Source organism: Paenibacillus sp. J22FR83, from assembly GCF_059691955.1.
Genome location: NZ_JCAUAM010000001.1, coordinates 346,029 through 361,351, shown reverse-complemented (window position 1 = coordinate 361,351; position 15,323 = coordinate 346,029). Strand labels below are relative to the sequence as shown.

9 protein-coding genes are annotated in these 15,323 nt (G+C 46.3%); all 9 read left to right on the top strand.

The annotated features are described in order from the left end of the window. Positions 1–23: 23 nt before the first annotated feature. The 9 genes from AC58PV_RS01160 to AC58PV_RS01120 all read left to right on the top strand — a co-directional run bounded on the left by AC58PV_RS01160 (position 24) and on the right by AC58PV_RS01120 (position 15,313). Positions 24–2,297, top strand: a complete 2,274-nt coding sequence (locus AC58PV_RS01160) for a beta-glucosidase (RefSeq protein ID WP_497430460.1) — start codon at positions 24–26, stop codon at positions 2,295–2,297. A gap of 230 nt (positions 2,298–2,527) precedes the next feature. Continuing rightward, a complete protein-coding gene (locus AC58PV_RS01155) occupies positions 2,528–4,789 on the top strand; it encodes a helix-turn-helix domain-containing protein (RefSeq protein WP_497430459.1) in 2,262 nt (753 codons plus the stop codon). A 228-nt stretch (positions 4,790–5,017) separates the two neighbouring features. Beyond that, on the top strand, positions 5,018–5,959 hold the full coding sequence (locus tag AC58PV_RS01150; protein ID WP_497430458.1) for an ABC transporter permease: 942 nt from the start codon (positions 5,018–5,020) through the stop codon (positions 5,957–5,959). Positions 5,960–5,982: 23 nt separating this feature from the next. Continuing rightward, positions 5,983–6,864: a carbohydrate ABC transporter permease gene (locus tag AC58PV_RS01145; protein WP_497430457.1), complete on the top strand. Its 882-nt coding sequence runs from the start codon at positions 5,983–5,985 to the stop codon at positions 6,862–6,864. A 35-nt stretch (positions 6,865–6,899) separates the two neighbouring features. Further along, complete coding sequence (locus AC58PV_RS01140) at positions 6,900–8,447, top strand: extracellular solute-binding protein (protein WP_497430456.1); 1,548 nt, start codon at positions 6,900–6,902, stop codon at positions 8,445–8,447. A gap of 229 nt (positions 8,448–8,676) precedes the next feature. Next, a complete protein-coding gene (locus AC58PV_RS01135; RefSeq protein ID WP_497430455.1) occupies positions 8,677–9,633 on the top strand; it encodes an ABC transporter permease in 957 nt (318 codons plus the stop codon). Between the two features lie 22 nt (positions 9,634–9,655). Continuing rightward, positions 9,656–10,543, top strand: coding sequence for a carbohydrate ABC transporter permease (locus AC58PV_RS01130; protein WP_497430454.1), 888 nt, complete (start codon positions 9,656–9,658; stop codon positions 10,541–10,543). A 55-nt stretch (positions 10,544–10,598) separates the two neighbouring features. Then, complete coding sequence (locus AC58PV_RS01125) at positions 10,599–12,194, top strand: type 2 periplasmic-binding domain-containing protein (protein ID WP_497430453.1); 1,596 nt, start codon at positions 10,599–10,601, stop codon at positions 12,192–12,194. 17 nt (positions 12,195–12,211) lie between these two features. Further along, positions 12,212–15,313, top strand: coding sequence for an alpha-mannosidase (locus AC58PV_RS01120; protein ID WP_497430452.1), 3,102 nt, complete (start codon positions 12,212–12,214; stop codon positions 15,311–15,313). The last annotated feature ends 10 nt before the right edge of the window (positions 15,314–15,323 follow it).

The window sequence follows — 15,323 nt, the reverse complement described above, 5'->3', positions numbered from 1 at the left end:
TAACATGAAAGGGGTTAATACCGATGAAACGTAATATAAAAGGTATCATTGCTGAGATGACTCTAGAAGAAAAAGCAGGGCTATGTTCTGGTCTTGATTTTTGGAACACCAAAGGAATTGAGAGGCTCGGGATTCCCTCAATCATGATGACGGATGGGCCACACGGTCTTCGCAAACAGCGAGCTTCTGCCGATCATCTAGGCCTCTTCGACAGTGTACCGGCCACATGTTTCCCTTCTGCAGCAGGGCTTGCGACTTCTTGGGATAGAGAACTGCTTCGCAAGGTAGGTGTTGCGCTAGGTGAGGAGTGTCAGGCTGAGGAAGTCTGTGTTCTGCTTGGCCCTGGCGCCAATATTAAAAGATCACCGCTATGTGGGCGAAACTTCGAATATTTCTCAGAAGATCCATATTTGTCCTCCGAGATGGCAGCGGCGCATATCCAAGGGGTTCAAAGCCAAGGCGTAGGGACATCCTTAAAGCATTTTGCTGCTAATAACCAGGAGCACCGCCGAATGTCAACGAACGCGATTGTCGATGAACGAACGTTGCGTGAGATCTATTTGGCAAGCTTCGAAGGAGCTGTTAAACAAGGTCAGCCATGGACCGTGATGTGCGCTTATAACAAGCTTAATGATGAATTTTGTGCGGAGAATGAACGTCTGCTGACCGATATTTTGAAGGAAGAATGGGGACATGAGGGATTTGTTGTTTCCGATTGGGGCGCAGTGAATGAGAGAGTTGATGGGTTGCAAGCAGGGCTTGAACTGGAAATGCCAGCCACTGGAGGATCAGGAGACCAGAAGATCGTTGATGCGGTCAGAAGCGGACAACTTTCCGAAGAGAGTCTTAATGCTGCTGTCGAACGTCTACTCCATGTAATCTTTAAGGCTGTTGATCATAAGAAGCAGGACGCGACTTACGATGCAGAAGAACATCACCGCTTGGCTAGAGAAGTAGCGAGGGAGAGCATGGTTTTGCTGAAGAATGAGAACAACATTCTCCCTCTAGCGAAAGAAGGACATATTGCTGTCGTTGGGGCTTTAGCCAATCAGCCTCGTTACCAAGGTGGGGGCAGTTCACACATCAAACCGACGAAGTTGGATAACATCATTGAGGAGTTAACCAAGTCAGCGGGGAGCCAGGCAGCGATTACTTATGCCAAAGGGTATGATTTGGATAGTGATGATTCTAATTCAGTGCTGCTCGAAGAGGCTGCCCACGTCGCTAAAGAAGCGGACGTCGTTGTTATTTTCGCTGGTTTGCCCGAGCGTTATGAGTCAGAAGGATTTGACCGCCAGCATCTGCGGATTCCAGATAATCAAATCAAAGTGATTGAAGCTGTCGCTGCGGTACAAGGTCGCGTAATTGTCGTGCTCAGTAATGGCGCTCCGATTGAAATGTCTTGGCTTAGCAACGTTAACGGCGTCTTGGAGGCATATTTAGGTGGACAGGCTATGGGTGGTGCAATTGCTGATCTTCTGTTTGGCGATGCCAATCCATGCGGGAAGCTAGCAGAGACATTTCCAGTGCAATTGAGTGACAATCCATCTTACCTGTATTTCCCGGGGAATGGAGATACTGTTACGTACAATGAAGGTATTTATGTCGGGTATCGCTATTATGATACAAAGATGATGCGACCTTTATTCCCTTTTGGACATGGTTTAAGCTATACAAGTTTTGAATATTCTGATTTGACTGTTGATCAGACACATGTGAAAGACAGCGACGACATATATGTGTCAGTTAAGGTGAAAAATGGTGGCACAGTTGCTGGGAAAGAAGTCGTTCAACTGTATGTACGTGATGTTGTAAGCCGTGTATCCCGACCAGATAAAGAGCTGAAAGGCTTTGGGAAGATCAGCCTCCAGCCAGGTGAAGAGAAGCAAGTGACGTTTACTTTAAATAAAAGAGCATTTGCTTATTACCATATTGAACTCCAAGATTGGGTTGTCGAAACAGGCGACTTTGAGGTACTCATCGGTAAATCTTCTGCGGACATCGCTTTGAAGGAAACCGTTCATGTGACATCTTCAGTTGTCATACAGCCAAGATTTACTCGAAATTCTACGGTTGGTGATGTTATGGAGCATCCAGAATTAGCACCAGTTATTATGGAGCTTGTGCAGCATTCTCCATTCGGTTCTCCAGTAGACGGTGAAGAGGATAGCTCGAGTTCTGATATGATGGCTGCCTTTCTGAAATATTTACCGCTTCGAGGGTTAGCCGCATTTAGCGGAGGCGCACTGACAGAAGAGATGTTAGATAAGGCAGTTCTCAAGCTAAATAAGAAATAATTTGGATTTTGGCGATTTCCTTCTGACCTTCGTGGATCAGAGAGAAATCGCTTTTTGTTTAGTTGCGAAGTAATCATTTGCTAAAATAATAAACCTGTTTGGCTAGTGTTTTATAAGCATTCCCGTCCAACAATGCCACAAAAAAGCCGTATATGATTATAGACGGTAACTCCTAAACTAGCTACGATAAACATAACGATCTCATCGGCATTAGGAGGAGCACATCATTCATGAAGGCACCAGTGAAATCTAAATACTTCCATAAGATGATCGTATTTTCGATCTTTCTCATTACGTTCCCGATCGTCACGGTAGGAAGCTTCTCCTATCTTCGTTCGTCTCATGCGATTCAAGAAAAGGTCAACATGGGTTCCCTGCAAATATTGCAACAGATGCATCAGCGCGTGGAACAGAGCTTGCGTACGGCCGATAATGCGTTAACGCAATTTACCGCGTCCTCCTCCGTTTCGAAGTTGTTGACGACCGATGTGAGGGATGTGCAGCACAGCAGCAACATTCAGATGATTGAGGAGCTGCAGGAAGGACTTCGTCGGGTTAAAACCTATGATCTAGGTCTTAGCGACGTTCAGTTTATCCAATATCGATATCAATGGAAAACAACGAATAATGGGTATGAGCGCTTTTCATCCAATGAGCCTGACGGAAAGCAGTCGCTGGGAGAACAGCGGGGCTCATTTTGGCGCCTTGGCGAGAACTCGATCGATCTGATCAAGACCTTGCCGGTAACAGCGCTCGATCCACCGGCTGCTGTCATTTTAAAGGTACCCTATGAGGAGATTAGCAAGTATCTGACGGCCGATACCGAGCTGGGGAAGCCATTTATTATGGATGCCTCCTATCGGATTATTGCGGACGTAGATCGCTCCATGATCGGCTCGTCTGAGGCGGAAGAGCCATATTTTCGCCAACTGGCGGCTGACAAGCTGGAACAGGGGATTCTCCCCGTCATAAGGAACGGAGATCACTATAATCTGATCTACAGTAAGTCCGACTATAATGGCTGGACTTATGCAACTTTCGTATCCGTTGATGCGATGAAACGAGAATCTAGGTCTATTCAATGGTTCACTGTGCTCGTGTGCGGCTTGGTTTTGGTTGCTGGTGTCTTGGTGTCATTAATGGGCACTAGGCGGATGTATGTACCGATACTGAGATTGTACCAAGAGCTGTTTAGCGCCTCATCTGCACCAGCTAAGCCGCTTCAAGGACAAGATGAACTTCAGCTGATCGGCGAGCGATTCCGCGCTTACGCTCTTAACGAAAAGCAATTAAGCAGCGAGCTGCAGTATAAGCACAATCAGTTGCAGGATTTTTTTATCATGAAGCTCTATCTAGGGGATGTTCATCAGCAAGAGTTGGAAGACAAGTTGTCGCTCGTCGGGGAGACCTGGAACAGCTTGCGTGTCATCGTCGTGCAGATTGACACGCTCGAAGGGAGCAAGTATGAGAAGAAAGATTATGATTTGCTCCTATTCGCAGTGAATAACATTGTCGGTGAACTGGTCCAAGCTTCGGACCGATTGCTCAAGCCCATATTGATGGATCAATCGCAGGTCAATCTGATTCGTTGCATGCACCCTACACAGGAAGAGGCGGTACAGTATATAGACGAATTGGCTCGCAGCATTCAGGATACGGTCAAAAAATTCCTCCACATCAAAGTTAGCCTCGGCATCAGCCGCCCGTTCACATATGTGAAAGGCGCTCACCGCGCATATAAGGACGCGCTGGAGGCGCTCAACTACCGGATTAAGCTTGGCCATGAGGCCATTTTATACATCGCGGATGTCCAACCAAACGATCGCAAGCTGCCCGAATACCCCGAGAAACTGAAAAACGATCTGATGGATGCCATCAAGTTGACGAATCGGGAGCAGGCGTATGTTCTCTTGCAGCAGTTCTCGCATGAGGTGTTCAGTGTGCAGTTGACTCATCGTGAATACCAAATGATGATGATCGGTCTTCTGACTGATTTAATCCGGTTGCTGCAGGAATCAGGCGGGTTATTGCAATCGTTGTATGAGGAGGAGAAATCGCTCTTTGACCGACTGTTTGAGTTACAGACCTCCACAGAGATTGTGGAATGGTTCAACCAGTCTATTATTTTACCGTCGATTCGACTCTTAGAAGATCAGCGAAACAAACAATACCTCCGTATTTCCGAGGAAATGATCAGCATGGTGCATCAAGAGTACGATAAACAATTAACGATTGAGTTGTGCGCTTTCCGGATCAATTATCACCCTGATTATATTCGTCACGTATTTCGTAAGGAAGTAGGCATGCCCTTCGGCGAATACCTTGCCCAGTACCGGCTGCAAATTGCGAAGAAGTGGCTGATTGAGACGAACATGAAGATATCAGAGATTGCCGAGAAGCTTCAATATAATAATTCACAGAACTTTATCCGGTATTTTCGAAAAATGGAAGGCATGACTCCTGGGCAATATCGGAGCTCGACAGATATATAGGCGCGTCGGATCTTGACTAGATCCGGCGCGTTTTTCTATATTCACTCTCACGGCTAAGCCGTTATGGATTATGGGGCAGCCGTTCCGGATTATTCCCTGTGCGGCATCGTCATCGATGCGGATATAACCGTCTCTGATTATAGACGGCACGTCGCCCTCCCTCTTACGATAAGTGGCATGAACCGGTACGCCGCTGGTGAAAATTCCGTGATAAAGGAGGATGAACACATGAATGCGAGGAGAGCGAAGATGCTGGCTGGCCCAAACGGTCAGAAACTTCGCCAGATGAGAATAGACCGTTGGTTGTATCTAATGTTGGCTCCAGGCATCCTGTATTTTGCAGTATTCAAATATTTACCCATGTGGGGAGTGTTCCTAGCATTCAAGGACTACCAACCCTTTCTGGGGTTCTGGGGTAGCGATTGGGTAGGGCTGAAGCACTTTGAACGATTTTTCACCGATCCTTCGTTTTGGCATTTGTTGCGCAATACCTTTTACATTGCTTTCTACAACTTGATCTTTTATTTTCCGCTTCCCATCGTGTTAGCCCTAATGTTGAACGAAGTGAAGAATGAGTTGTTTAAACGACTCGCTCAAACCTTTATCTATGTACCTCACTTCTTCTCATGGGTCGTCATCTCGGGGCTCAGCTATATTCTGCTGACGACAGAGGGGGGAATTGTCAATGAGTTGATCCAATCCGCAGGCGGGGAGAAGATTTCCTTTCTACTAAGCAAGGATTGGTTTCGGACAATCATTACGTCACAGATCATATGGAAGGAAACCGGTTGGGGGACAATCCTTTTCTTAGCTGCGCTTTCTGGTGTCGATCCTGCCTTGTATGAAGCTGCACGTATCGATGGAGCAGGGCGCTGGCGACAGCTCATGCACATTACGCTTCCGGCCATTCGCAGCACGATTGTTATTTTGCTCATTCTCCGATTGGGTCATTTCTTCGAGCTAGGTTTCGAGCAAATTTACTTGATGCTGAATGCGATGAATCGGGAGGTGGGTGAGACGTTTGATACGTACATCTACACGAACGGTATCCAGCAGGGATTGTTCAGCTACACGACCGCAGTTGGACTTTTCAATTCTTTCATCGGTCTTATTCTCGTCGTAACAGCCAATGCGATTGCCAAACGTTTCGGCGAGGAAGGTGTCTATTAGATTAATCAGAAGGAGGTGCGGGGGTGGTACAAGATCGTTCCTTTGGCAGCCGAATGTTTACTTGTTTGAATTATGGCCTAATCAGCTTATTCACGTTGTTCACCATAATCCCATTTATTCATGTCGTAGCGTCATCCTTCACGACGGCGGAGGAGTTACGGCAACGGGCATTTGTTTTATTCCCCACCGTGTTCTCGCTGGACGCTTACGCGTATATCCTAACGACGGATACCATTACGCGCAGTATGGCGGTTACAATTTTCATTACGGTGGCCGGCACCTTATTTAATATTGGAATGACGACGTTGATGGCGTATCCGTTATCCCGTAAGACATTAATTGGTCGCAGCAAAATTATGCTCCTGGTGCTATTCACGATGCTGTTCCAAGGCGGTATGATTCCTACCTACCTGACTGTGAAGGAGCTCGGACTACTTAATAGCTATTGGGCAGTCATACTTCCGGGGGCCATCAGTGCTTTCAATCTGATCGTGATGAAAAATTTTTTCCAGCAGCTGCCGGATGGTCTAGAGGAATCAGCCAAAATTGATGGCGCGAACGATTTTGTCATTTTGCTCAGGATTGTCATTCCATTATCTATGCCGGCAATTGCGACGTTTTCCTTGTTTTACGCGGTGGGACATTGGAATTCCTTTCTGACACCTGTCTTGTATTTGAATAATCCAGAGAAGTGGCCAATTCAAGTGCTCCTGCGGCAAATCGTCATCCTGTCACAGGGAGGTTTCGGCGATGCGTCGGAAATGGGTGCGGACTTCGTCCCACCACCGCTGCAAACGATTAAGTCAGCGGTGATCGTGTTTGCCAATCTGCCGATTCTGCTCGTATATCCCCTTCTACAAAAGCATTTTGCGAAAGGTGTACTTATCGGCTCAGTAAAGGGCTGAAATCCATTATAATAATGAATAGGGAGATGGTTTAGATGATAAACAAGAAGAAACGCTGGACGGCTGGAGCCTGCTTGACTGTGCTCTCGCTCAGTCTGTTATCGGCATGCGGTGATGCATCAGATGCCCCGGCTGCGACAGGAGAAGCGCAGAAGAATAATCCGGCAGCGGCACAGGGGCCGACGACCATTTCGTTCATGCTGCCTTATTTCTCTACGGAGCCACCGAAAGCGGATAATCCTGTCTTTAAGAAACTTGAAGAAATGACCAATACGAAGATGAATATCACTTGGGTGCCAAATGCGGCGTATAAGGATAAACTGTCCGTCAGCCTAGCTTCCAATGATCTGCCTCAGGTAACGGTCATTGCCAATTTGGATGGAGGCAACTATGCGCCAAGCATTCTGAACGGCGTGCGTTCAGGAGCTTTCTGGGAAATCGGCCCCTTGTTGAAGGATTATCCGAACTTGTCCAAACTGAACAAGGATGTACTCGAAAACGTATCGCATGACGGTAAAAATTACGCTTTATATCGCCCTCGTGTCATTGCGCGTGGTGGCATTGTTTTCCGCAAAGACTGGCTCGATGCACTTGGGCTTAAGGAGCCGAAGACGATTGATGATCTGTACAACGTATTAAAGGCATTCACGCTGAATGACCCGGATAAGAACGGGAAGAACGATACGTATGGACTGATTTCGCGTAAAGGTATCGCGGATCTAGACATGCTGTCTGGTTTCTTCGGTGCGGGCAATGGCTGGGAGTTGAAAGACGGCAAGCTTATTCCAAGCTTTGTGACGAAGGAATATTTGGATGCCTTGAAGTTTTACCGCCGTCTCTATCAGGAGAAGTTAATGAATCCCGATTTTGCAGTGTCGGAAGGGAACCAAAGTAAGGCCTTATTCGAGAATGGCAAAGGAGGCATGATTATCTCCACGGCAATCGACGATGTCGTCGGCAACGATCGAGAGATCAAGAAGTTGAATCCGAATGGGGCTGCCGATATCGTCTCGCGTATTCAAGGGCCGAAGGGAGAGCGGATTTTGGCCTCTGCCGGTTACAATGGCATATTCATGTTCCCCAAAAAATCAATTAAAACCGAAGCTGAATTGCGTGCAATCCTAACCTTCTTCGATAAGATGTTCCAACCGGATATTGCCAACCTCCTCAATTGGGGTGTAGAGGGCAAGCACTACCACCTCGAAGGCGGCAAAGCCGTCAGCACAGATGCGGAGCAGAAGCTGAAGGTCGACGATTTGCTGCCTGTGCCGCAGTTGAGCATCGTGATGAATACGGATGCACCTCTTGAAGGGGCGAGCACACCGCTTGAACAGAAGTTGAAGAATATGTTTAAGGAAAACGTGTCCATTGCAGTTCCGAATCCAGCGGCTTCATTAATATCTTCAACGCTTTCCGAGAAGAGCGGTGAGTTGGATAAGATTCGCAATGATGCGAAGGTGAAGTATATATTAGGCGAGATCGACGACAATGGCTGGAACAGTGAGCTTGAGAAGTGGCGGAAGTCTGGCGGCGATCAAGGAATTGAGGAAATCAACGCGGAGTACGCAAAGCGTAAGAAATAGACATGATAATGGGAAAGCAGCTGACCATGGTAAATACGTGGGCGGCTGCTTTTTTGTGTATGAAAGACTTGTTTCGGATAGTAAAAATACGTCAGTATTTGTAAAGATACATCATTAATTTTCAATCCTATAGGCGATACAATAGGTTCATGCAAACACGCTAGCAAGAGAAAGAAAGCGCATTCGTAGATGCGCGTGTCAAACAAACATGAGAAAGCAGGAGATGAGTATGAACGCTGTGCAAGAGAAGGCTGGATTGGGCATTCGCTACCCGAGTAAGAAATCACGCCTCCTCCCCAAATTAATGAAGCAAAAGTTTCTATTCTTATTGTTATTGCCTGGTATGATATACTTTCTAGTTTTTAAGTACGGACCCATGTATGGCATTCTGATCGCTTTCAAGGATTACAGCCCGCAAGACGGTGTATTTGGAAGCCCTTGGGTTGGATTCAAGTATTTTCGTGAGATGATCGAAATGAAGTACTTCTGGACGGTCACGATGAATACGTTGAAAATCAGCATCCTGAAAATTGCCATAGGATTCCCGGCACCGATTATCTTCGCTTTATTGCTCAATGAGCTAGTCTCCAATAAATTTAGAAGAATCGTGCAAACGATTTCATATCTTCCGCATTTCCTTTCATGGGTTATTGTTGCGGGTCTGATCTTTCAACTTGTTTCGCCTAGCTACGGATTGTATGGGTTGATTTGCGAAGCATTTGGCTTGCAGCCACGCATTCTATTAGGAAATGGGCAGTCGTTCCTTCAAATTCTGTTGTATTCTAACGTATGGAAAGAAATTGGCTACGGCAGTATCATTTATTTGGCCGCGATCGCCGGCATTAATTCGGACATGTATGAATCGGCTGTCATTGATGGCGCGGGGCGCTTCAAGCAATGCTGGTATATTACGATTCCAAGTATTTTGCCAACCATCTGCATGCTCTTTGTCCTAGGACTTGGCGGTATTCTCGATGGCGGATTCGATCAAATTTTTAACTTGTACAATTCCATGGTGATGCCAACTGCGGATATTATCGATACGTTTGTCTATCGGGTAGGTTTGGTTGATATGCAATATAGTTTCTCTACAGCTGTTGGTATTGCGAAAAGTATCATTGCGCTCATCCTTGTCTTGTTTTCAAATTGGATTGTAGGCAAGCTTTCGAACTACACAGTTTTCTAATTAGAAAGGAAAGAGTACACACATGAAAAAAAGTGTAGGTGAAAGGGTATTTAATGTTGTTAATATCGGGATTATGTTATTCATATGTGTCACCATTGTGTTCCCGTTTATGCAGCAGATCGTTATTTCAATTAGCCCTCCGGATGAATCGAGCAAAATCGGGCTCCATATGTATACGAGCAATCCGACATTTGATGCCTATAAACAGATTTTCGCTACCGGTTCTTTACTTGAATCCTATTACTGGACGACACTGCGTACGGTGTTGGGTACTGTTCTAACCGTTGTGGTATCAGCGATGCTTGCCTACCCGTTATCCAAACGATATTTGCTGGGCAGGAAGATGTGGATGGGTCTCATCATATTTACGATGTTCTTCGGTGGGGGATTAATTCCGACGTATTTGCTGGTCAAAGAGCTTCACATGCTCAATACCGTCTGGTCCTTAGTCATTCCTGGGTTATGCAGTGCGTATACAATTGTAATTATTAGGAATTTCTTCACATCGCTTCCTGTTGAAGTTGAAGAGAGTGCATATATGGATGGCGCGAATGACTTTTCTATCTTTTTCACAATCGTATTACCGCTCTCTACCCCCATTATTGCAACCGTGACGTTGTGGTCGATGGTTGGTCAATGGAATTCCTGGTTTGATGCCATGATCTATATCTCGAATGGTGAAATTAAAGTCTTGCAAATAATTCTTAGAGATGTGCTTAATAATGCACAGGATGCTGCGTTGGCCAATGTGATGGGAATTGAAAATGTGGATATGTCCGGTCAGCGATATACCGCTGAATCTGTTAAAGCAGCCATCCTGCTCGTCACCACGATCCCGATTATCATGGTATATCCCTTCTTGCAGAAATATTTCGTTAAGGGAATTATGATTGGCGCTGTGAAAGGTTAATATAGGTTTCAAAGGCTTGTCCAAATATATGATGAACGTAAAGGGGAAATTGTCGATGAAATTTGTCAAAAGTGTTTCTGCTTCATTGGTTTTGACCACGGCTGCTGTTGCTGTGCTTGCGGGGTGTTCAACATCGAGCACAAGCCCAGACACCAAGAAAGAGAAGACGGAAAGGCCAACCATTAATATCTTTACGACACGCATTCAGCCCAATCCCAATTCGGAAGTCATTCGACAGTTGAATGAAAAGCTTGGCGTTGATTTGAAAATCACGGCTGTGCCTGATGCAGACTATGATACCAAGCTGAACTTATTCGTTGCTTCTGGTGAAATGCCGGATGTGTACGGAGGCTATGTTACAAGCAGCAAAGCGCTGTTTGACTCGGCAGCCAACTTGACGGAGGACGAAGTGAAGCAATACGCTCCCAATATCTATGCATCGTTCGTCAGCAGAGCGGGTAATCAGAAGAGCCACATCCTCGACCTCTGGTCCAGAGATGGCAAGCTCAAAGGCTTTAATAACGGAGCATTAGGTAACTCGCTGCCTTATGGGGTTGCTATCCGTTCTGACATTCTGAAAGAACTTGGCGTCAGTACGCCTAAGACCATTGCCGATTGGGAAGTTGTGCTCAAGAAGTATAAGGAGAAATATCCGTCCAACTATCCAATCACGGTTCAGAATGGCGGCGAAGCCCAAGCGATGTATTATTTCCTATCTGCCTATGGTGTACGACGTGATGCATGGATCTACAAGGATAACCAAATTCAATATGCGCCTTTTATGCCTGGCATGAGAGAAGCTTTAATTCAGCTTAATAAATGGTATAAAGCTGGTTATATCAATCCGGAATATTACACGATGTATCAAAATAATTCGGCACCTGCCGACGAGTTTGTCAATAACAATGCCTTATTCTATCAATATTACAATACGACGCTTCAGATCAATCCTCCATTTGATGAAGGAAGTATCGGTGCGAAGCTAACAGCGAAATATCCGAATGCCAAGCTGGAATGGGCACCATTCCCAACGCTTGGAGACGGCAGCAAGGGCATTGTCGCGAATGCACCGATGTTTACCAATATTGTCTTCTTTAACAAGAAACTGGAGAAAGATCGGGATAAGCTCCATAAAATCATGACAGCGTGGGATAAAATTTTCAGCGATCCGGAGCTCTTTACACTTGCCAAGTATGGTTTGAAGGATACGCACTATACCCTTGTTAACGGCGCTCCTGTCGTCAAACAGGAATTCTCGACGAATGATGCCAAAGCCAAAGAAGGATTCGGCTGGCCGTTTAACGGCGCATTTGATGCTACAGACGAAGTAAATGCGAAAGTACTTCCTACTTTTGTCAAAGAGAACAGACAGAAGCTGTTGTTTGATGACAGCGGATTGTACAGCAAGAAAAATGTGGATTATCTCGTAACTACGGATAAGCCGACAGTGGAAGGGCCAATCACCACGGAATCCGGCGAAACGCTAGATGGTAAGAATCAAACGTATGCGACACAATGGAACACGATGTTCACTTCTGTCATCGTTGGCGAGAAAACGATTAAAGATTTTGATGCATTTATTGCAGATTGGAAAAAACAACTTGGCGATGAGTTAGTGAAGAACGCTAACCGATTGTACAACAAGAAGTAGGGAGAACGTTGAACGCGATGCTGAATGACAAACAAACAGAACGAATGCTGGGCAAGCTCAAGCGATTTGAAAAAACGATCGAACCGTATATATTTACCCAAGTGGATACGTTGGATGTCGGCATATTCAGAACGCCGGAACGGCTCCATCATATACCGGAGGGCTCGTTATTCGTTCAGGCAAGCCCAGGCGAGGTGTGGGGCGGCGAGGGGCAGTACTGCTGGCTGAAGGGAAGTTACGCCGTTAAGCCAGAACTGGACCATCAAACCTTGTTCCTCAAGCCGCACGTCGGGGGCCACGAGACTCTGTTATGGGTCAATGGAGCGCCATATGGGACGTTTACATTAAGCCATGGCAATCATTACTGCGATTTACTTAAGTCGGATGTTCATAGCGGCGAAGTTATTGAAATTGCGCTGGAGTCGTATGCGGGGCATTTCTCTGCGGCAAGCCAGCCTTTGGCTGAATCTCCGCGATCCGACTTCATGCACAAGTATGAGTCGGTGGAAGTTTGTGTGAAAGACCATGTCATGGCCGACTTTTACTTCGATCTGAAAACGTTTAACCAGATGGCAGGCGCACTAGATAAGCATAGTTTTGTCCGAGCGAATATCATCAGGACATTAACGCAAATTCATGAGGTTCTCTATTATTCTCCGGATAATATTGAGTCGGAGCTGTTTAGGGAAGCGGTAGCGCAAGCTAGCCTGCTGATCAAACCGTTATACGAATACAAGAATACGTCTCTGGCACCGATTGCGGCCATCATTGGACATTCTCATATGGATACAGCCTGGCGCTGGACGATTGATGAGACTGTGAAGAAGTGTGCACGTACTTACGCCAATCAGCTCAGCTTAATGGAACAGTATCCGGAGTATATGTTTGTGCAGAGTTCTGCCTATCACGGGAAAATGATGCTAGAGCACTACCCGGCTTTGTTTGAGAGAATCAAAGCTGCGGTCAAAGCCGGCCGGTATGAACCAAATGGTGCGGTCTGGATCGAATGCGACGGCAATCTAGTCGGCGGGGAAATGATGCTGCGGCAGTTCGTCTGGGGGCAGCGATTTACGCGGGAGCAGTTCGACTATACGTCGAACTGCTTCTGGCTGCCGGATACGTTCGGATACAGTCCTTCTATCCCGCAGATCATGAAGGGGTGCGGAGTTGACTATTTCTTAACGACCAAGATGTCGTGGAACGATACGAATAAATTTCCGTACGACACCTTCTACTGGCAAGGGCTGGATGGAACGAGAGTATTGTCGCACCTGAACAAAACGCATCTGTGGCCAGATCCGGAAACTTGCATTGACTCCGTCATGGACGGACATCGCTCGAAGGATGCCATAACGGACAAAACCGTTTCCAATATGCGTCTGTTGGCCTACGGGTATGGCGATGGCGGCGGCGGCCCGCAATTTGAAATGATTGAAATGGCGCGCAGAAGTCGTGATTTGGAAGGCTGCCCACGTGTAGAGACGATGTTTGTTGGCGATTTCATGCAGAGGCTGGAGAAGTCTCTGACGAACCCTCCCGTGTATGCGGGTGAACTGTATCTCGAACTTCACCGGGGGACGTTAACCAATCAGCATACGATCAAGCGCAACAATCGTTTGTCCGAGATTCGCGTGCATGATTTGGAATATCTTACGGTTAGAGAAGCGGTTCGCCAAGATGAGGTATGCCGAGATACCGCCATTAAACCGCTTGTGGAGACACTGCTTATTAATCAATTTCATGATATTTTGCCAGGAACATCGATACCTGATGTGCATGACCGGAGTATCCTGGAAACGACTCACCTTATTCAGGAAGCGGATAAGCTGATTCAACAAGTCGTGCCCGTCCAACCGTCGGACAATCAAGTCTCGGTTATGAACACTTTATCCTTTGATCGCAGCGATACGATTTATTTAGGGACTAGCGATGGCTATGTGATTCAAGGAGATTACGCGCAGCAACGGGTAACCGATTTATGGGGGAGCAAGCAGCTTGCAGTTGCTGGTGTGACAATGAAAGCCTTATCATCTGTTGTGCTAGCGCAGGTTGAAGGCGAACCTAGTCAAGCTACTTGCTTCCATTACGAAGATAATACGCTGGATACGCCATTTTACAAAGTGGTTTTCAATGAGAAGAAGTATATCTCATCGTTGATCGACAAGAGTTTGAATAGGGAACTTAGAGGACAAGGCTATGCCTTGAATACGCTGCTGATGGCAGAGGATGTTCCCACGGCTTGGGACAGCTGGGACATTGACGCAGATGTAGAGCTTAAGTTCAAGGACAGCGCTGAGCTGCTGTCGAGCGAGATCGTATCCGAAGGACTCGTGGAATTTCGAATCCGCAATCACTATCAATTGACTGCCAAATCCACTTTACTGCAGGATGTTATTTTCTACGGTGACAGCAAGCAAGTAAAATTCGAGACGCGGATGAGTTGGCAAGATGATCACCGATTGTTGAAGACGGTCTTTGATACGAGTGTGTTTGCGGATTTTGCGAGGCAGGAGCTGCAATTCGGGTATATCAAGCGTCCGACGACCCGCAATACAGATATTGAAAAAGCAAAATTTGAAGTATGCAATCATAAATACACCGATTTGTCGGAAAACAAGTACGGCGTCGCCATATTAAACGATTGCAAGTACGGCATATCCGTGCACCAATCTCAGCTAGGGCTGACTCTTCATAAGGGCGGTTGCCGACCGGATTACAGGGGGGATAAAGGAGATCACAGCTGCTCCTATGCCTTCCTGCCGCATCATAGCGGTTTCGATGCAGATTCCGTCATCAAGCCTGCTTATGCATTCAATTATAAACCAGTTATCCTGCCTGGCGTATGCAGCTTTGATTCATTCATTCGTGTAAGCGAACCTAACGTAATCATTGAAGCGATCAAGCCATGCGAAGATAACGAGAAGGCTTATATTGTTAGATTGTATGAAGCAGAGGGAACTTATACCAATTCGACGCTGACATTTGCAGATAATAAGATTCAAGCCACGCTTACCAATATGCTGGAGGAAGACATCGAACTGCTGGAAGCGAAAAACGAGATCGCCCTTTGTTTTAAACCTTTTGAAATTAAAACGATCAAGATTAACTATTCCAAATAATGCAGCAACC